General features: G+C 64.1%; 16 protein-coding genes. 8 read left to right on the top strand and 8 right to left on the bottom strand.

Features of this window, described 5'->3' with window-relative positions; all coding sequences use genetic code 11:
* Positions 1–261: 261 nt before the first annotated feature.
* Positions 262–993, bottom strand: coding sequence for a DUF4190 domain-containing protein (locus PV761_RS10955; protein WP_347896651.1), 732 nt, complete (start codon positions 991–993; stop codon positions 262–264).
* A gap of 570 nt (positions 994–1,563) precedes the next feature.
* Here PV761_RS10955 and PV761_RS10960 point away from each other — a divergent pair.
* Positions 1,564–2,202: a DUF4190 domain-containing protein gene (locus tag PV761_RS10960; RefSeq protein WP_347896653.1), complete on the top strand. Its 639-nt coding sequence runs from the start codon at positions 1,564–1,566 to the stop codon at positions 2,200–2,202.
* A gap of 185 nt (positions 2,203–2,387) precedes the next feature.
* Here the strand turns inward: PV761_RS10960 and PV761_RS10965 are convergent, their stop codons facing one another.
* Positions 2,388–3,005 carry a hypothetical protein gene (locus tag PV761_RS10965; RefSeq protein WP_347896655.1) on the bottom strand — a complete coding sequence of 206 codons (618 nt, stop codon included), beginning with the start codon at positions 3,003–3,005 and terminating at the stop codon, positions 2,388–2,390.
* A gap of 227 nt (positions 3,006–3,232) precedes the next feature.
* Between PV761_RS10965 and PV761_RS10970 the strand changes: the two genes are divergently transcribed.
* Genes PV761_RS10970 through PV761_RS10980 form a run of 3 tightly spaced genes read left to right on the top strand, consistent with a single transcriptional unit; the run spans position 3,233 to position 5,756 of the window.
* Entirely contained in the window at positions 3,233–3,913 is a 681-nt protein-coding gene (locus PV761_RS10970; RefSeq protein ID WP_347896657.1) for a DUF998 domain-containing protein, read from the top strand.
* A gap of 42 nt (positions 3,914–3,955) precedes the next feature.
* Positions 3,956–5,041, top strand: a complete 1,086-nt coding sequence (locus tag PV761_RS10975; protein ID WP_347896659.1) for a hypothetical protein — start codon at positions 3,956–3,958, stop codon at positions 5,039–5,041.
* Positions 5,042–5,084: 43 nt separating this feature from the next.
* Positions 5,085–5,756, top strand: a complete 672-nt coding sequence (locus PV761_RS10980) for a hypothetical protein (protein WP_347896661.1) — start codon at positions 5,085–5,087, stop codon at positions 5,754–5,756.
* 83 nt (positions 5,757–5,839) lie between these two features.
* On the opposite strand, the gene PV761_RS10985 is transcribed toward PV761_RS10980, so the two are convergent.
* From PV761_RS10985 to PV761_RS11005, 5 genes are read right to left on the bottom strand one after another with little or no spacing between them, the layout of a single operon-like run.
* Positions 5,840–6,919, bottom strand: coding sequence for a LacI family DNA-binding transcriptional regulator (locus tag PV761_RS10985; protein WP_347896663.1), 1,080 nt, complete (start codon positions 6,917–6,919; stop codon positions 5,840–5,842).
* A 38-nt stretch (positions 6,920–6,957) separates the two neighbouring features.
* Complete coding sequence (locus tag PV761_RS10990) at positions 6,958–7,863, bottom strand: carbohydrate ABC transporter permease (RefSeq protein WP_347896665.1); 906 nt, start codon at positions 7,861–7,863, stop codon at positions 6,958–6,960.
* The gene (locus PV761_RS10995) at positions 7,860–8,741 is read right to left on the bottom strand and encodes a sugar ABC transporter permease (protein WP_028272030.1); all 882 of its coding nucleotides are present in this window, start codon (positions 8,739–8,741) and stop codon (positions 7,860–7,862) included. Before PV761_RS10995 ends, PV761_RS10990 begins: the two co-directional genes overlap by 4 nt.
* A gap of 48 nt (positions 8,742–8,789) precedes the next feature.
* Positions 8,790–10,127 (bottom strand): extracellular solute-binding protein, encoded by a 1,338-nt coding sequence (locus PV761_RS11000; protein WP_347896667.1) that lies wholly within the window; start codon positions 10,125–10,127, stop codon positions 8,790–8,792.
* Positions 10,128–10,172: 45 nt separating this feature from the next.
* Entirely contained in the window at positions 10,173–11,609 is a 1,437-nt protein-coding gene (locus PV761_RS11005) for a GH32 C-terminal domain-containing protein (protein WP_347896669.1), read from the bottom strand.
* Between the two features lie 234 nt (positions 11,610–11,843).
* Here PV761_RS11005 and PV761_RS11010 point away from each other — a divergent pair, with 234 nt between their 5' ends.
* The gene (locus PV761_RS11010) at positions 11,844–13,403 is read left to right on the top strand and encodes a glycoside hydrolase family 32 protein (RefSeq protein WP_347896671.1); all 1,560 of its coding nucleotides are present in this window, start codon (positions 11,844–11,846) and stop codon (positions 13,401–13,403) included.
* A gap of 11 nt (positions 13,404–13,414) precedes the next feature.
* Here PV761_RS11010 and PV761_RS11015 read toward each other — a convergent pair whose 3' ends face one another.
* Positions 13,415–14,125, bottom strand: coding sequence for a hypothetical protein (locus PV761_RS11015; RefSeq protein ID WP_347896673.1), 711 nt, complete (start codon positions 14,123–14,125; stop codon positions 13,415–13,417).
* 134 nt (positions 14,126–14,259) lie between these two features.
* On the opposite strand from PV761_RS11015, the gene PV761_RS11020 reads away from it, so the two are divergent.
* From PV761_RS11020 to PV761_RS11030, 3 genes are all read left to right on the top strand, one after another.
* Positions 14,260–15,153, top strand: coding sequence for an ion channel (locus PV761_RS11020; protein ID WP_347896675.1), 894 nt, complete (start codon positions 14,260–14,262; stop codon positions 15,151–15,153).
* Between the two features lie 196 nt (positions 15,154–15,349).
* A complete protein-coding gene (locus tag PV761_RS11025) occupies positions 15,350–16,201 on the top strand; it encodes a fumarylacetoacetate hydrolase family protein (RefSeq protein ID WP_347896677.1) in 852 nt (283 codons plus the stop codon).
* Positions 16,202–16,258: 57 nt separating this feature from the next.
* Complete coding sequence (locus PV761_RS11030) at positions 16,259–17,845, top strand: FAD-dependent monooxygenase (protein ID WP_347896679.1); 1,587 nt, start codon at positions 16,259–16,261, stop codon at positions 17,843–17,845.
* The last annotated feature ends 24 nt before the right edge of the window (positions 17,846–17,869 follow it).

Genomic DNA, 17,869 nt, shown 5'->3' on the forward strand with positions numbered 1-17,869 from the left:
CGCGAACCGAGCTCGGTTGATGGCCACTGTAGCCATTCAACCTGCATTGTCAGGATACAGGTGTGCTGTGGTCGCTAACCGACGCCCAACCAAACCAGTACGGCACCCAGAACCTATGCTGATCCCCCGAGGTGTACTTCAGCTGCAGCGCCCGTGCGCTCGGTGCCGAGTCGGCAATCATCCGGTCACTGGCGGATCTTTGGCCATCTGTGCGATGTTGTCGAAGTTCGACTGGCGCTGCAAACCGATCGCGTCAGGGACCTACCGAATCGCCCAGTAAACACGGGTCTTATCGTTGAATGATATGGACTGCTCAACGAAGATTTTGCCGCCTTCAATGGCGGCAGCCGGCACGTCCATGCAGAGCTGGTAGGAGGCGCTGCCACCGTTCTCCAACGTAGGGACATCCATAACCCCCTGGTCAACGACAGCATCGCAATCTGATGCGTCGTATTGTCTGGCGTCAGTGCCGACGAAGGTTTCGGACAAATCGATCCAGGGAGTGCCTTCTGGGGATCCGACGTAAGTAACAGTCAAGCCGACAAGAATGTATTGTCCCTTTGGCGCATCATTGAACCGATTAGCAGCCAGAACATCCGCATTGGCGTCCAATTTCACCGAAGTAACTGCGACCTGGTATTCCTTTCCAACAGTCGCAACCGTGCCGACAGCGAGCGGTTGGCTGACCGAGCCTGCGACTGTGCTGGCAGTCGGTGCCGTTGCAGGGTCTGAGCCGGAGGATGACTTCGCCGCTGACGTTTCCACAGCCTTAGAGACGTTCTCGTCGGATCCGGTGACAGCATCCGAAACACTATCCAGCATCGAGGAATAGAGCGCTTGGGTGGAAAGCACTCCGACAAGCGAAAAAACGCCGACGACCAGCGATGCTATAGCCATTCCCCGCATCGTCGAGCGCCCACGAACTGTGATTACCAGAGCGATGATGGCCAGAACGACGGCGATGAAGCCTAGGAAGAATACTGCGTTATTCACGATAGGGACCCAGCAGAGAAGCAGAGCAACTCCAGCGAGGACGAGGGCTGTAATAGTGACGGCCTTTCCCCGTTGCTGTGGGTGCGGGTCCTCCAGTGGCTGATCGACCCAAAATTGATGATTCGGCGGCGCCGGGCCCCAGCTAGGATCGGGCTGCCAGTCGGGAGGTGGCTGCCATCCGCTCGGCGGAGAGGGCCAGTTACTCGGAGGGTTATAGCGCTGCATGTTTGTCCCCTATCAACCAATGCCGGCCACCGCTCCGTCGCGGACGAGCCTTTTGAGTAGGAGCATATAACCCACGTCGGCATTTTTAGCTCAAGAATTCCCTTGGTTTTACTCAAGGCCTGCAGATTGTCCGCGCATCCGGTTATGCTTCGGCTGTACCAGGATTTCATTCCAGGAAAGAAAGAGAGTTATCTTTCAGTTTTTCATTCTACTATCAGAAAGCTCAACGTTGAGCTTCCAGCCGAGAAAACTGAAGTCTTGAGGTCGCACCTGTATCCGAGTATTGGAATAATTTCTGGCTACGCAGATTCACGTTCATTCACTGAGGCATAGAAGGGGGACACCATGTCCGGTCAGCACCAAAACCCGACTTTTACGGGTCAGTCAGGGACACAACAGGCGTATCAACCAACGGGTTACGCTCGAATTCCACAACCGAAACAGGGCAACGGGCTGGGTGTAGCAGCCTTGGTCGTCGGCATTGTTGCCGCAGTCCTGAGCGTCATTCCTCTGATCGGCATGGCAGCTTTTTTTCTGGGACCAGTCGCGATCCTGCTGGGCGTCATTGCATTCTTTCTGAAGAACAGGAAGAAAGGAATGGCAATCGCGGGCGCCGTCCTTGGCATTATTAGCCTCATCATCGCCGGAGTCATGACAGCAGCAATAGGTGCCGGCGTACAAGCGGTCGATGCTGAACTAAACGCAGAGCACACGGTTGAATATGTCGTCACAACCTCGGGTCCTGCAAGTATCAGCTATTGGACTCCCGGTGGTTCGTCATCCGAAAAAATCACGGCTGACTGGAAAAAATCGGTAACATCCAAGGAATTCAATATCGCCAGCTTGAGCGTTTCGGGCGATTTCAGCGACCCGAGCGCATCTGTTAGTTGCGACATCCTTATTGACGGAAAGAGCGCGGGCAAGAACACAGGCTCGGGAGCGGGAGCGCACGCAAGCTGCTCCGGCAGTACCTGGAGTAAGTAAGAACCTAAGCAATGATGGCGGGGTGTCCAAGCTGATATGGCTGACCACCCCGCCATTCTGCTGTTCTGGAGGGTAGATGTTCGTCCCTTTACAGACGGTTAGAACCTAAGGGCATCAATAATTGCGTGCCGAGCGCCCGTAGCAGCGTGCCATCCACCTACAGCGGCCGCTGCCTCCACATGTGATCACCCTCGGCCCGAAAGGCGGGGTTGCGCAAAAGTGGCTTCGTCTTGTGCGGGAAGTTCCGAGTGGCCGCTAACCGCCGATGCGGAGATCTGCCGCTTGACCTGCTCAAGCTCATCTTCGAGCAGGTCAACTTTGGTACGGTATTTTTCGAAATCCGCCGATCGGCGCCTGGCCATGGCGAAACTGATGACCGCGGCGAGAACGGCGAGCGGGAACGAGAGCAGCAGGGCCCAGCCGGACGTGGCAAGGAAGTCCAGGGCTACGGGAAGTGCCTGCTTGAACGCCAGGAAGTCGTTCACCCCACCGACCATTCCCTGCAGGGCTGAGTCCAGGGGGCCAAAGTACTGCCCCACGATGGGCGTCTCGGAAAACGACGGGGCGCTCAATGGCGGCTCTCCCCCCGCCGACCAGCGCGAATCACGGAAAGTGTTCAGGACGTAGATCCCTGCACCCGCGTTGAGGGCCGCGAAGAGCAGTACGGCTCCAAGCGCAGTCCAATGGAGCCTGCGCCAACGCCAAAGGCCGGCCACAAGCGCGAAAACAGCGGCGGCAATCCAACAAAAGTTGCGGAGCTCGTCGCGGCTCAGGCCGCCCAACAGATCCAACGTATTCCCCACCCTTACAGTTGATGGTTGATCCGGTCCCAAGCAATGCCTGTTCAGGTCCCAAGGGAGCCTATCCCAGTCCCGCGGACATGCCGCGGTAGGTACGGGCGCGGGGCAAGGCCGTTCGGCCCTATCAACCTGCGGCGGCCGGGCCAAAGCTTAAGACAGATAGGCGCTGGGGCAAACGCCCGCGGGCCCCTGCACCTCTGCCGGACCGCGGACTCTGAGGACATCCGGACATGTCAATCGACAAGCGCCAGCCCCCGCTGCGCAGGCGGGCCGCGACGCACGGAAGCCAGCCCCATGAGGTGACCCGCAAAGCCCTCCTCGCCGCAGGAGCGCTGTCATCGCTGCTGTACGTGGTTGCCACAGACGTGGTGGCGGCGTCCAGATGGGACGGGTACCGGCGCACCGAGCAGATGGTCAGCGAACTCTTCGCCGTCGGCTCCCCCGGCCGGGACGTTCTGCTCCCCTTCACTTGGCTCTACACGGTGCTGTTCACCGCGTTCGGGGTGGGCGTCTGGATCTCCGTGCGCGGCGACCGCGCCCTGCGCATCGCCGGCGGCCTGCTCATCGGGTACGGGCTGTGGAACATCATGGGTGCCCTCTACCCGCTGACGCTGGGGGACGATACTTCCATTCCCATGCATATCCTCGCCACCAACGTCCAGCTCGCCCTCATGGTCGCGGCAATGTGTTTCGTGGCTGCGGGGTTCCACGGCCGGATGCGCGCCTACTCCATCGCGTCGCTCGTTGGTTCCGCGGTGATGGGCATGGTGGCATACATGGCGGCCCCGGGACCTAACCTCGTGCTGGGCATCGGCGAGCGAATCAGCATCGGGGCATTCCTGCTCTGGGTAGCGGTCCTCGCGGTCGCGCTGTGGAAGCGGCCTGCGGCCGACAGAACAGCCCAGGTTTAGGCGCCGTCCCCTCACCGACCAGCTCCGTGGAACTGGCCGACGATGCTCGAAACTGCACGCAACACCAGGACCGACGGACCCCGCGACCTGGTCACCGAACTCCTGGGCCTGTGGCTGGTGCTGGCCGTCTTCCTGGACGGCTGGGCGCACCTGAACTTGCCCAGCCTGGAGACGTTCTTCACCCCGTGGCACGCCGCCCTCTACTCCGGGATGCTGGCGACGGCGGCGTGGACCGCCGTCGTAATCTTCCGGAACCGGACACCGGGGCAGCCGCTGGTGCGGGCCATCCCGCCCGGCTACCGGGGAACTGTGGTGGGGCTCATCCTCTTTGCCACCGCCGGCGGCCTGGACCTGCTGTGGCACGAGCTCCTGGGCATCGAGGTCTCGCTGGATGCCCTGGTCAGCCCCACCCACCTGCTGCTGGGCTTCAGCCTCTTCCTCATCCTCGGCACCGCCGTCCGGAGCGCCCGGGCCGGACATTCAGCCAGCCCCGGCGATCACCCGGCCCTGCCCCCGGCGGCGCTGTTCGCCGTCGTACTGATGACCGGGCTGGGGGCGTTCTTCCTCATCTACGTCTCCGCCTTCGTCCGGCCGGGGCCAACGGCCCTCTTTGTCCCGACGCCGTTCGGCAGCCCCGGGCGGGTCCAGTCGGAGATGCCGGTGGTCGTCACCCTGGCCAGTTACCTGCTGACCACCGCGCTGATCATTGCCCCCTTCCTGTTCACGCTGTCCGCGGCGAGGCGCCCGGTCCGCGGGGTTGTCACCCTGCTGGTGGCCGCTGCGGCGTGGCTTCCCGTTGCGATGCTGGGCTTCCACACGTATTCAATTGCTGGAGCAGCGGGCGCCACCGTTGCCGCCGTCGTGGCTGACCTGCTGCTGGCCCGGCTTCCGGCAACCTGGCTGCGCAGCCGCTTGCCGGCGGTCACCGGAGGAATCGCGGCCTTCCTGTGGACGGGACAGCTCGTGGCGTTCGCGGTGACGGACGCGATCCGCTGGCCCGTCTCGCTCTGGCTGGGCGCAGTGGCACTCAGCGCCGCGGCGGCCGCGGGGCTCGCCCTCCTCAGTTCCTGGGGTCCGGCGGGTTCGGGGGCTCCGGCGGGTCCGGCGCGGGACTCCGCCGCGCGGTAGCGGCCTCGCACAGCCGAAGGCGGACGCAGTTCATAATGACCAAGTGATCACGCTTGTCAAAGTCCTCCACACCATCCTCTTCACTGCCGGCTACCTGGCCATCGCCGTGGTTGCCTCAGTGATCAGCTACTACGGCAGGCCGGAGCTAGGGCTCGGCATCATCCTGACCGCAACCGCCATGTTGGTGACTCGGCTCATCCATTCCGCCGTGGTCAATCGCCGACACAAGCGGGCGGTGCAGTCCGTCCGGAGTGCGGAGGCCTCTGCCGCCGCCGGACACACCAGGACCTACAGCGCGAACGTCTCTGAATCCTACGAACATGATGCCCTCACTGTTTGGTCGCTGATCCGGCCGGCCGAGAGCGCCGTGTTGCTCTCGAACGCACAGCGGGCTTTCACCGTGCCGGGGACACCTGCTGGCGTCGGGGAACAGCAGTGCTTCATCGGCCGCGACGGTTCAGTTTCCGTCATCGAGGTCATCGGTGAAGAGGGCCCTTGGTGGGCAACAACCAGGCCCATCTCGCCGGGCGAGATGAACAGCCGCTCGACCTATCGCCTTGAGCCGACCTCCACCGGATGCACTCTCACTCTTGGGACCGTCATTGAACTCCCTGCAAACGAAGTGCTTGCAGAGGACCCCGACCAATGGTGGGAAACCCAAATGAGGCCCTACCTGACCCGGATCAAGGAAGTCCTGGCCGCCCGGCAGGCTTAGGGCGGGCGGCCAGAGGCGACGGCGGCACCCAACCGCGTGCCGCCGTCGTGCTTGTCTTCTGGCCGTACCAGGCGCCAAGCAAACTAAGCCGGCGAGTGCACCGCCACGGATGCCCGTTCAACGGCGGGGCACATGATCTTCACCGCGGCGTCGCTGGAGGCCTCGTCCAGGCCCAGCAGCATGCGCACTCCTGCCGCCCCGAGTTCGTAGTGGGGCAGGGACACTGTGGACAGCGGAGGCCGAAGGTGGGCCGCGATAACTTCCTGGTTGTCGAAGCCCACAACTGCCATGTCGTCCGGGATGGAGAGCCCGTTTTCCCGCAGGCCGTCGTATAGTCCCATGGCCATCCGGTCGTTGTAGCAGTACACAGCGGCGACGTTGCGCTTGAGCAACTCTTCGGTGGCACCGTATCCGCCTTCCTGATCCGGATAGGCTTCCAGCACCAGCTCCGGGTCGAACGGAATTCCGGCAGCCTCAAGCGCATCCTTGTAGCCCTGGAGCCGTCCGTCCCTGGCGGGCGCGGGGGTGGTGGCGTTGATAAAGGCGATGCGCCGGTGGCCGCCGCGGAGCAGGATTTCCGTCGCGGACTTCCCGCCTTGCTCTTCGTCGGGCACCACGGCACGGGCAGCGCCCGGCTCCGGCGAGAAGCAGTTGACCAGGACGAAGTCCGCCTCGCGAAGCGTCTCCGGCACGACAGTGGGACGGTGGAACCATGTGGAGTACAGGATGCCGCGCACCTTGTACTCCAGCATCATGGCGATCGCATCCGTTTCCAGGTCGCGGTTCCCCTCGGTGTTGGCGATCAGCAGCGCGTAGCCGTGCTTCCAGGCTTCGTCCTGCGCCCCGTGGATGATCTGACCCGCGAACGGGGTGGTCGCCACACCGTCTGCGACGAGGCCGATGAACCGTGAGGTGCCGCTGACCAGCGTCTTGGCCATCGCGTTGGGGCGGTACCCGAGCTGCCGGATCGCGTCCTTGACGCGCTGACGGGTCTGCTCGGCAATGCGGGCGTTCTTCTTTTTGTTGATCACCAGCGACACCGTGGCAGTGGACACACCGGCTGCTTCAGCTACTTCGCGGAGGGTCACCGGCTGGGCACGGCTTTTCCTCACAGGAACGTCGGAACTGGCCGCGTTGCCTGAGTCTTTCTCCTGCGAAATCATCTGTCCTCCATCAGGAGTATATCCATCTGCCATGGCGGTCATCCCTTCGTCGCCCCGCTTTCCAGGCCCTGGATCATGGCTTTGTTCAGGACGAGGAAGACCAGGAGCAGGGGCGTGATGGTGACGCACACGGCAGCGAAGGTGGCAGTCCAGTCCACCTTGCCCATGGCGCCGATGTAGTTCTGCAGGCCCAGGGGGATTGTTTTCAGGTCCTCGGAGAGGACGAACGTGTTGGCGAAGATGAAGTCGTTCCAGATGAAGATGCTGTTGACCAGCACCACGGTGACCACCGTGTTCAGCGACAGCGGCAGCGTTATCAGTCCGAAGATCCGGTACGGGCCGGCGCCGTCGAGGGAGGCGGCTTCGTAGGTTTCCCGGGGAATGTATTCGAAGAACGATGAGAACAGGTAGATGGACATGGGCAGCGCGAAGCCGGCCAGCGGGATGATCATCGACTGGTAGGTGTCCAGCAGGTTCACTGTTGAGTAGTCGATGAACAGCGGTACCAGGGCAATCTGGACGGGAACGATGATTCCGATCAGGAACAGCCCGCGGACAAACTTGCTCAGCCGGAAGCCAAGGACCTGGATGGCGTAGGCGGCCATCATGCCGAACAGGACGATCAGGACGTTGGCGCCCATGGTGACGATGAAGCTGTTCAGGATGTTCCTGCCGAGATCGCCGGTTTCGAATGCCCGCGCGTAGTTCTCCCATGTCAGCGAGCTGGGCAGGGCGAACGGGTCACCGGTGGCGAAGTCGTGCTCGGTGCGCAGGCTGGTCAGGAACAGCCAGGCGAGCGGGTAGACCTGGACGATCACGATCAGCATGATCAGCACCCGCGACAGGGTCCGGTACAGGCTGGGCTTCCGGCGTCGCCTTGGGATGGCGGGTGCGGGGGGCACGACGGCGGTGGGTGGAGTAGCCGGGGCTGTTTGGGTGATCAAGAGTCTGCCTTCCGCTTGAGCATGAACAGGATGAGGCCGACGGCGACCAGGCACTCGATCACGATGAACACGGAGATGGTGCTGGCGTACCCGAAGTCGGTGCTGGTGAACGCTGTTTTGTACATGTACGTGGTGAGCAGTTCCGAGGACTGGCCGGGGCCGCCGTTGGTCATGAGGTAGGGGATGTCGAAGCCGCGCAGGCCGTAGGTGGTGGCCATGATGGTGGTGGTGATCCACACCGGCCTGATGTACGGGAAGCGGATCTTCGTGAAAAGCGTCCACTTTGAGGCACCGTCCAGAACGGCAGCTTCTTCCAGCTCCTTGGGCACGGCGATCAGCGCGGCGTAGATGATGAGCATGTACAGCCCGGTGAACCGCCAGCCCTCGGGAGCGGAGACCGCGGCAAGCACCGTGTTGACGTCGGACAGCCAGGCGCGTTCGAAGGTGCCGAGCCCGATCCAGTGCAGCAGCTGGTTGAGCAGCCCCACCGGGTCGATGGAGTAGATGCGCACGAAGAGGAACGCGATGGCCACCGTGGAGATCACGGCGGGCAGCAGGTAGAGGGTCTTGATGAGCTCCCGTCCCCTGCGCAGGGACGTGAGCAGGCTGGCTACAACCAGGGCGCCGCCGAGCTGCAGGACCAGGCAGATGGCCAGGTAGAGGAGCGCGTTGAAGAACGAGCGCCAGAAGATGTCATCGGCGGTGAGCATCCGGACGTAGTTGTCCAGCCCGATGAACTCCATGTCGCTGATGCCGTTCCAGGAGAAGAAGCTGAGGAACAACGATTGGAGAATTGGGAAGAGCACGGCTGCGCAGTAGAGCAGCAAGGGTGGAAGCAGGAAAACCAGGACTGAGGTCCTTGACCGGTTGGGAAGCATGGCTGGGCCTTTCGGGCGGGGGACCTTCCGGTCCCCCGCCGCTGCGGTTTACTTGAAGAACTTGGGGGCGTTCTGCTTGATGGTGCTGTCCATGGTGCTGGTGAACTGCTCCGGCGTGATGTTGCCCTGCACCAGGAGCACGAGTTCCTGCTGGAGCCTGCCGTTGGTGGTGGGGTCCAGCTGGGTGTCCCACGGCATGGCCTGCTTTGCCCCGAGGGTGTCCGCCGTTTCCAGCGCCTTCTTGTACAGCGGGGTGGCGTTGGCAGGGACGGTGGTCTGCACATTGGTGGTGGGCGAGAGGGCACCCGTGGCCGCGTACTCGGCGGGGTACTTCGCCAGGGCAAACTTCAGGAAGTCGCTCACCAGCGGATCGTAGGTCTTGGCGTTGACCGCCATGCCGATGCCGGACGGGGAGACGAATTCGTTGGCCGCCGTCGCCGAACCGGCTGTGGTGGGCAGGGTGAAGAAGTCGACGTCGTCCCGGACTGCGGAGTTCAGTTTGTCGGTGGCCAGGCTTGGCAGTTCCCACGTGCCGATGTTGTACATGGCCGCCTGGCCGGACGTGAACTGGTTCTGCGCGTCCGAGTAGCCCTGGGCGGAGAAGCCGTCCTGGAAGCACTTGGCCTTGCCGAGTGCGGCCATCCATTCCACGGTCTTCTGCCCGGCAGGATCGGTGAATGTCGCCTCGCCCTTCTTCAGTTTCTGGACGAACTCCGGGCCGGCTGCCCGGAACGGCTGATAGGCCACGTAGCGTTCCAGCGGCCACTGGTCCTGGCCGTCAATGGCGATCGGCGTGATCCCCGCATTGCGCAGCGCCGTGCACATTGCCGGGATGTCGTCGAGGGACTTCGGTACCGTGACGCCGGCCTTTTGCAGCAGCGCCTTGTTGTACCAGAAGTACTCCAGCTCGAACTGGAACGGGATCATGTACAGGGAGCCGTCGTCAAAGCGCTGGTAGTCCAGTGCCCCGGGGCGGTAGTCATCGTAGATGTCCAGCGATTTCAGGAGTTTCTCGGCGTCGACCATTTTGCCCTGCTTTGCCAGCTGCTGGGCGAAGGGCGTGGCGTCCGTATCGAAGAGCTCCGGCAGCTTGTTGGCTGCTGCCAGGGTCTCCAGCTTCTGGATGTAGGAGGGCCGGTCCGGGGTGGTGATGAGGTTCAGTGCGAAGCCCGGGTGGTCCTTGGCATAGTCGTCAGCGAGCTTCTTCATGATGTTGATGACTGCCCCGTCGGCCGGACGTGACAGCAGCCACGAAATTTCGCGGGGTTTGATCTCCCCGGTGGGGCTGACGTTGGCCGGGTCGCTGGAGGCTCCTACGCCGCCGCAGGCTGACAACGCCAGGGCTGCGGCGGCTGCGACGGCGGCAGCACGGATTAGTTTCTTCATTGCGGCAATCTCCCTTGATTGGGTCAGTAATTGGGGTGGGGATGTTCAGTTGTCGGTGCGTTTACGTATCTCAAGGTCCGTGACGGTGACGGATCCTTCGCCGGCGAAAAGGCCGATCCGTCCCGCGGGCAGGTCGTAGATCCGGGTGCTGAGCGCCACCTGCCGGTCGACGACGGCGACGCACAGGTCGCCGTCGACGATCACCTCCAGGGTGTGGGGGCCGGGGGCGAGCTTGCAGGGGCGCTCCAGTTCGACGTCGAACGGGACGTCCCCGGACACGTGCCATTGGGCGTCTCCGGTGATGGCCCGCGGCCAGCGGTCGAAGACGAGCCGGCCGCGTTTCGGTTCCAGGCGCAGGATGTAGGAGTGGTCCCCGTCCTGGCTGGAGCGCAGCAGCAGCCCGCATTCGGTGGTGCCGGGGGCGATGTCCAGCACAGCCTTGGCATAGAACTGGCCGGGCAGTTCCTCGTCGGATACGACGGCGGTGTACCCGTCCGGCGCGTCCAGTCGCGCGGGCAGCCCGCTCGTCAGTGACACGGGGACGTCGTCCCAGAAGCTCTCCACGAGTTCGTCGGCGAAGCCGAACGCGAGCGTCCCGTCCGGGTTCTGGCGGGCTTCCAGCACGGACATGGTGCCCGCCCACTGCCAGGCGCCGTCGTCGGAATTTCCTTCCTTGCTGGCGATCCAGCCGAAGAAGAAGCGGCGGCCGTCGCGTTCGGCCGTCTTTGAGGCGTAGAACGCCCGGCCGTCGATGCTGTCCAGGTCCGGGACGGTCCACGGCCCGTCGGGGCTTTTGGCCATGCGGTACCGGGTGGTAAACGATTCGGAAAACTCGGAGTAGACCATGTACCACCAGCCGTCCCATGAGAAGACGTCCGGGCATTCATGCGTGATGTAGCGGCGCGGATCCCAGAACGGTTCGGCGTACTCCCAGGTCATCAGGTCGGTGGAGACGCACTGGGCGATGACGCCGCGGCGCCGTTCCGGTCCGGCGGAGTGCCGGGCCGCCAGCAGCATCCGCCACCGGCCTGTGCTCTCATCCCGGAACACGAAGGGATCCCGCCAGTCCCCGGACTCGAAGCCGTCGGGGGCGCCGAAAGTGAGTTCGGGATGCTTGGTCCAGGTCTGCATTCCGTCGGTGCTTGTGGCGTGCATGACCAGCTGGAGGGGCGCCCCGTCCGCTCCCAGGTTGCGCGGGTTCTGCCCGGTGTAGAACAGGTGGTGGATGCCGGTTTCATCAACCACGATGCTGCCCGTGTAGGCGTTGAAGTCGAGGTCGTCCTCGGTGCCGTGCGGCAGGGCGACGCCGTGGTCCTCGAACTGCGTGAGGTCCTTGGTGGTGACGAGGTTCCATGACGTGCCGGGTTTCGGGTCCGAGCGTACTTCGTGGAGGTAGAAGAGCCAGAACTCCCCGTCCTTCTCGAAGGGGATGAGGTCACCAACCCATCCATCGGTGGGCTGGAAGAAGACTGAGCGTTTCATCTGCGCTGATGTCCATTCTGCTAAAGCGTTTGATCACCATGAACCTAGCGCCAACCGTGCTTGATGATCAAGCGTTTTAGCAAACTTTCTTTTTTGTGTAGCCGCCAAGCCGTGCCGCGCCGGGACAGCGGCGGATCCATCTTGATTAAACGCTTGACCACCATCGGCGATTCGCACTATCGTCTGCGTAGCCGGCAAGAGTCCGCGCCCCTCAACGATGAGAGGAACCACCTGATGACGCACGACATCTCACGACGCACTGCCCTGCAAGGCGCAGGCATCGGAGCCCTTACGCTTTTCGCCAGCAGCGCCGTCCCCGCTGCAGCGCACGCCCGGTCATCCCTGCGGGCCGTCTTTCATATGACTCCCCCGTCGGGCTGGCTGTGCGACCCGCAGCGCCCCGTCTATACCAACGGCGCCCACCAGCTCTACTACCTGCACTCCGGGCAGAACAACGGCCAAGGCGGCTGGGACCACGCGACCACCAGCGATGGCGTGTCGTTCACCCACCACGGCACGGTGATGCCCCTGCAACCCGATTTCCCGGTGTGGTCCGGATCCGCCGTCGTCGACACCGCCAACACCGCCGGCTTCGGCGCGGGGGCGGTGATCGCGCTCGCAACACAGCCCACCGGCGGGATCCGCAAGTACCAGGAGCAGTACCTCTACTGGTCCACCGACGGCGGCTACACCTTCACGGCGCTCCCCGACCCGGTGATCGTCAACACGGACGGCCGCACAGCCACCACACCCGCAGAGATCGACAACGCAGAGTGGTTCCGCGACCCCAAGATCCACTGGGACGCGGTACGCAGCGAATGGGTGTGCGTGATCGGGCGGGCGCGCTACGCGGCCTTTTACACCTCGCCGAACCTGCGGGACTGGCAGTGGAAATCCAACTTCGACTACCCGAACCACGCCCTCGGCGGGATCGAGTGCCCGGACCTGTTCGAGATGACCGCCGGCGACGGCACACGGCATTGGGTGCTCGGCGCGAGCATGGATGCCTACAGCGCGGGCCTGCCGATGACCTTCGCGTATTGGACGGGCACCTGGAACGGCACGGCGTTCATCACCGGCAACCTCACACCGCAGTGGCTCGACTGGGGCTGGGACTGGTACGCCGCCGTGACGTGGCCGTCGGTCGAGGCGCCGGAGACAAAGCGCCTCGCCGTCGCCTGGATGAACAACTGGAAGTACGCGGCCCGCGATGTGCCCACCGATGCGTCCGACGGGTACAACGGGCAGAACTCGATCGTGCGGGAACTGCGGCTGGAGCATCAATCCGGCGGCTGGTACAGCTTGCTCAGTACGCCCGTCGAAGCGTTGTCGGGCTACGTCACCGCCACCACCACACTGCCCGACCGCACGGTCAACGGCAGCTCCGTGCTGCCGTGGAGCGGGCGCGCCTACGAGCTGGAGCTCGACATCTCCTGGGACGCGGCTGCTAACGTCGGAGTCTCGGTGGGCCGCTCCCCGGACGGCCTGCGCCACACGAACGTTGGCAAGTATGGCGGCGAGCTGTACGTGGACCGCGCGCCCTCGGACCAGAGCGGCTTCGCGCTCGCGCCCTACTCGCGTGCTGCCGCGCCGATCGACGCCAACGCACGGTCGGTGCACCTGCGCATCTTCGTTGACACGCAGAGCGTCGAAGTGTTCGTGAACGCCGGGCACACGGTGATTTCGCAGCAAGTGCACTTCGCCGACGGCGACACCGGCATCTCGTTCTACGCCGACGGCGGCCCGGCCAACTTCACCGGAATTACGATCCGCGAGTTCGGCAACCCCATCTAGCTGCTGAGGCGCTACCCGTGGGTGACTGCAGCGCCCAGCAGGCCAAACAGCGTCCCTGCCGCCAGGGCAACAAGGGCACGTTTGCCGGTGGGATACAGCCAGCGCACCGCGAACACGGCTACTGCCATGATGACGCCGTTGGCTGCGCTCAGGATCACCGCGATCCACTCGGACCCGGTGGCCACCCCGAAGCCTCCGCCGCTGCAACCGCTGATCCCGCACCAGGCAATACCCGCCACCATCCACTGCGGAAGACTTAGCAGGACCGCCACCGGCACGGCCCACCAGAGCTTCCCGACGTCCGGGGTTATCCCGCGCAATTTCTCACTCGGATACTGGGGCATGGCGTCGGGCGTGGTGTGGGCCGCGCCGGCGGCCGGAACCAGTTTGCGCTTCCGGGCGCTCAGGACAATCCATCGGAAGAGGCCCGCGTTGACCAGCGCAAGGACGAAGTATCCGAAATAGTAGAGAACCGTGGTCAGGCCCAATACGGCGCTGGCGTCAAAGGTGCCGATGACGAAATATGCGAACGACACGGGCAGCGTCAGCACCACCAGGGCGAGCAGCAGGCCCTCCTTGAACCCGGCGTCCAGGTCCAGCAACAAGCCGCTGCCAACCAGCACCGCTGCCACTACGGCAAACGTCACCGACAAATAGACGACGACGGCGGTGCTGGCCCAGCGCGGCAGGGCCCTATCCTTCGAACGAGCTACTCCACCCACAACGCTCCCCCTTGACGTCGTTCCGGCCCCTCCTCGAGGGAACCTTGGCCGCCGACGCGCCCACGGGCTGCCGGCACTTTTGATGGTCGCACGCTTGCTGCCCCTCAGGAAGCATGCGCCCCTAAGATGAGGCCATGGACTTCGAGGACACGCTCTGGACGGTTTCGGGGGCCGGCCTGGTTCTACTGATGATCGTCGACGTCTTCCGCACGCTGCTTTATCCGCACGGTTCCGGCCCTCTGGGCCGGACGATCATCCGCGGATTCTGGCTGGTCTCGAGAAAACTGCGCGGCAGGGGCTCCTTCATCGCAGCCCCCTTGGCGATGGCCGCTGTCATCGGCGCCTGGGCAAGCCTGGCCGCCATCGGCTGGGCCCTGCTCTACCTGCCCCACCTGACGGAGGGTTTTGTCTACGGCGCCGGCGTTCCCCTGCGGGCCGACTTCGCCGAAGCCCTCTACATCTCCCTGGTCACCCTCTCCACCGTGGGGTTCGGCGACATTGTGGCAGTGCATCCGTTGCTCAGGCTGGTTGTGGCCCTCCAGGCCGTCACCGGTTTCGGCTTGCTGACAGCAACGGTCACCTGGATCCTGCAGACGTACCCGGCCCTGAACCGCCGTCGTGCCCTCGCCCACGAACTGAACCTGTTCAGGGAAGCTGCAGGCCCGGCGGGCGTATCGTCACTGGATCCCAAGCATGCCGCCGGGCTGCTGGAGTCGATGGCCGGAAATGTGGCTTCGGTGAGCATAGACCTGCTGGCGTTCCACGAAACCTATTACTTCCGCGAAGTGGAGCTGCGCGGTTCCCTTCCGGCCACAGTTGCCTACGCCCAGGAGCTGGCATTCGACGCCCAGCGCAGCGAGAGCCCTGAACTGCAGTTCGCCGGACGGATGCTCCACGCGGCCCTTGACGGTCTCGCGGAAGTCCTGCGCGGCAAATTCGGCCATTCCGGAACCACATCCGCCGATGTGTTCGACAGCTACGAGCTGCACCACCGACACGTCCGCCGCGGGAAGACGACCACGGACTAGCGCCGGGACGTGCACGGTTTCGACAGACTTAGCCACCGATCGCCGCCACCCGCAAGGCTCTAGCCATAATGCGCAAAGGCAGGATAATGTATTCTTTGTCAAAAGATGCACATTCCTCCTGTCCGGCAACGCCGCCGTCAAGGAACGGACTGCGTCACCTCCTCGGCGCGCTGCCGCCGCGAAAGGAACCACCATCATGAACTACGCAAGCTTTGTATCCGCAGACGGCTCCCCGACCTGGGGCATTATTGCCGACGAACGTGCCTACGACCTTGGCCCCACCGGCACCAACCTCGCCTCCACGCTCCGCGCCGCCGTCGAGCAGGGGATCTTTGGCACCGTGGGCGAAGAATTCCGTAGCGCCCCATCCCGCGCGGAAGCGGACATCGAGTTCCTCCCCGCGGTCACGGATCCGGGCAAGGTCATCTGCATCGGAGTGAATTACCGCAGCCACCAGGAGGAATCCGGCAAGACGGAGCAAAAGGCGCCCACGGTCTTCACCCGCTTCGCGGACTCCCAGATGGGCCACCTGCAGCCGGCCCAGATGCCTGCCACCACCACCAAGTTCGACTACGAAGGCGAAGTGGCCCTGGTGATCGGCAAGGAAGGCTTCCACGTTGCTGAAGAGGACGCCTTCGACTACGTTGCCGGCTACGCCGCCTACAACGACCTCAGTGTCCGCGACTGGCAGCTCGCGGCCACCCAGTGGATCCCCGGCAAGAACTTCCCCGGCACCGGCGGCTTCGGCCCCTACCTTGTCCCGGCCGCCGACCTGGGCGACGTCAACGCACTGACCTTGGAAACCCGAGTCAACGGTGACATCCGGCAGAAGGCCTCCGTCTCCGACCTTTACTTCACCATTCCGCAGCTCATCGCCTACGTCACGGGCTTCACCAAGCTCTCCCCCGGCGATGTGATCGTCACCGGCACCCCCGGCGGCGTTGGCCTGTTCATGGAACCGTCCGGCCTGCTCTCCGAAGGGGACGTGGTGGAGGTGGAAATCACCGGACTGGGCACCCTGAAGAACACCGTAAAGCTCGTCCCCTGATCCACAGGCTCCCGACGCCACTGACTGCACTCTCACAGGAACGGAACTTTATTCGGCATGGACAAAATCATCGAAACCGACGTACTGGTCATCGGGGCGGGCCCTATCGGCCTCGCCGCGGCGAACCTGCTGGCGGACCAGGGTGTCAACGTGATGCTCGTTGAACGCCATGCCGGGACCAGCGACGAACCGCGGGCTATCAGCGTCACCGACGAGACGCTGCGCGTCATGCAGCAGATCGGAATCCTGGACCGGCTGGCCCCGGAAATGCTCATGGACACCGGCGCCCGATACTTCGGCCGCAAGGAGCAACTGCTGGCGGAGGTCTACCCGGCCAGCCCGAGGCTCGGCCAGCCCGGCAAGTCGCAGTTCGACCAGCCCGTGATGGAATCACTGCTCCTCGAAGCCGCCCGGGCCCGTCCGCTGATCGACGTCCGCTTCACCACCGAAGCGTTCCGCATAACGGACGCCCCGGAGCACGTGGACACGGTACTGATCGACGACGACGGCAAGCACACTGTCCGCTCCAAATGGGTGCTGGCGTGCGACGGCGGACGAAGCCCGGTCCGCTCCCAGCTCGGCATCCCGATGGAAGGCTCCACCCAGGTCCAGAAATGGATCGTGGTGGACATCATCAACACCCCGGGTGACCCGGAGCGGTTCTCCGAGTTCCACTGCAACGGGACTCGTCCCGTTGTGGTGGTCCCCGGCGTCAACGGCCGCCGCCGCTACGAGTTCATGCTTCTCCCCGGAGAGGAAGCCGCGGCGATGACCTCTCCGGATGCCATCATGGGTCTCATCGCGCCGTTCCAGGCGATTGCCCCGGAGGACATCCGCCGCGCGGCCGTCTACGTAGCCCACCAGCGCGTGGCCCTGAATTACCGAGTGGGTCACGTGCTCCTGGCCGGGGATGCAGCCCACATGATGCCGCCGTTCGCCGGCCAGGCCCTGAACGCCGGCATCCGCGACGTAGCCAACCTCGCCTGGAAGATCGCGGCGAACGTCCGTGGTGCCGGCACCGATGCCCTGGTGAACACATACCAGGCAGAGCGGCGTCCCCACGCGGTGGACATGGTGCGCCTTTCCCACCGGATCGGCACCGTGGTGATGAACGTCCACCCCGCACTCACCGCCATCCGCGACGCCGCCATCACCGCTTCCGGCATCGTTCCCACCGCCAAGGCATGGCTCGCCGGAATGAAGTTCCTCAAGCAGCCGCACTTCACCGTCGGCTGCGTGGCGGAACCGGGGAACACAATTCCCAAGCGGGCGGCCGCCTTGGTGGGCCGCTCCCTGTCCCAGCCGCAGGTCACCCTTCCCACCGGCGACGCCGTCCCGCTGGACGCCGTCCTCGGGACGGGCTGGGCGCTGCTGTACTTCCCGCACGATCGCCGCGCACCCCTTGAGGTCCGGCGTGTGGACACCGGGCACTTGGGCACGGAGGGGACCCTGGTCACCGACACCAGCGGCGCCTTCGCGGCTGTCGCAGGCAGCGGCATGACCCTGGTGGTGCGGCCGGACCGCTACGTGGCAGCAGCCACTACCCCGGATACCGAGCTGGCGGCGTTTGAAGCGCTGGCTGCCTACGTGCCCGAACTGGCCCGCCTGCAGGAGACGGAAGCAGGGTTGCCGGCGGTCCGCTGACAAGGGGCCGCAAGCCTGGCAAGC

This window comes from Arthrobacter sp. CC3 (genome assembly GCF_039907775.1).
GTDB lineage: Bacteria > Actinomycetota > Actinomycetes > Actinomycetales > Micrococcaceae > Arthrobacter.

Bases quoted from the DNA above. Each gene is read 5' to 3' on its own strand.
- PV761_RS10960 (WP_347896653.1), top strand. From the start codon at position 1,564: ATGTCCGGTCAGCACCAAAACCCGACTTTTACGGGTCAGTCAGGGACA.
- PV761_RS10970 (WP_347896657.1), top strand. From the start codon at position 3,233: ATGTCAATCGACAAGCGCCAGCCCCCGCTGCGCAGGCGGGCCGCGACG.
- PV761_RS10975 (WP_347896659.1), top strand. From the start codon at position 3,956: ATGCTCGAAACTGCACGCAACACCAGGACCGACGGACCCCGCGACCTG.
- PV761_RS10985 (WP_347896663.1), bottom strand. From the start codon at position 6,919: ATGATTTCGCAGGAGAAAGACTCAGGCAACGCGGCCAGTTCCGACGTT.
- PV761_RS10995 (WP_028272030.1), bottom strand. From the start codon at position 8,741: ATGCTTCCCAACCGGTCAAGGACCTCAGTCCTGGTTTTCCTGCTTCCA.
- PV761_RS11000 (WP_347896667.1), bottom strand. From the start codon at position 10,127: ATGAAGAAACTAATCCGTGCTGCCGCCGTCGCAGCCGCCGCAGCCCTG.
- PV761_RS11005 (WP_347896669.1), bottom strand. From the start codon at position 11,609: ATGAAACGCTCAGTCTTCTTCCAGCCCACCGATGGATGGGTTGGTGAC.
- PV761_RS11010 (WP_347896671.1), top strand. From the start codon at position 11,844: ATGACGCACGACATCTCACGACGCACTGCCCTGCAAGGCGCAGGCATC.
- PV761_RS11020 (WP_347896675.1), top strand. From the start codon at position 14,260: ATGGACTTCGAGGACACGCTCTGGACGGTTTCGGGGGCCGGCCTGGTT.
- PV761_RS11025 (WP_347896677.1), top strand. From the start codon at position 15,350: ATGAACTACGCAAGCTTTGTATCCGCAGACGGCTCCCCGACCTGGGGC.
- PV761_RS11030 (WP_347896679.1), top strand. From the start codon at position 16,259: ATGGACAAAATCATCGAAACCGACGTACTGGTCATCGGGGCGGGCCCT.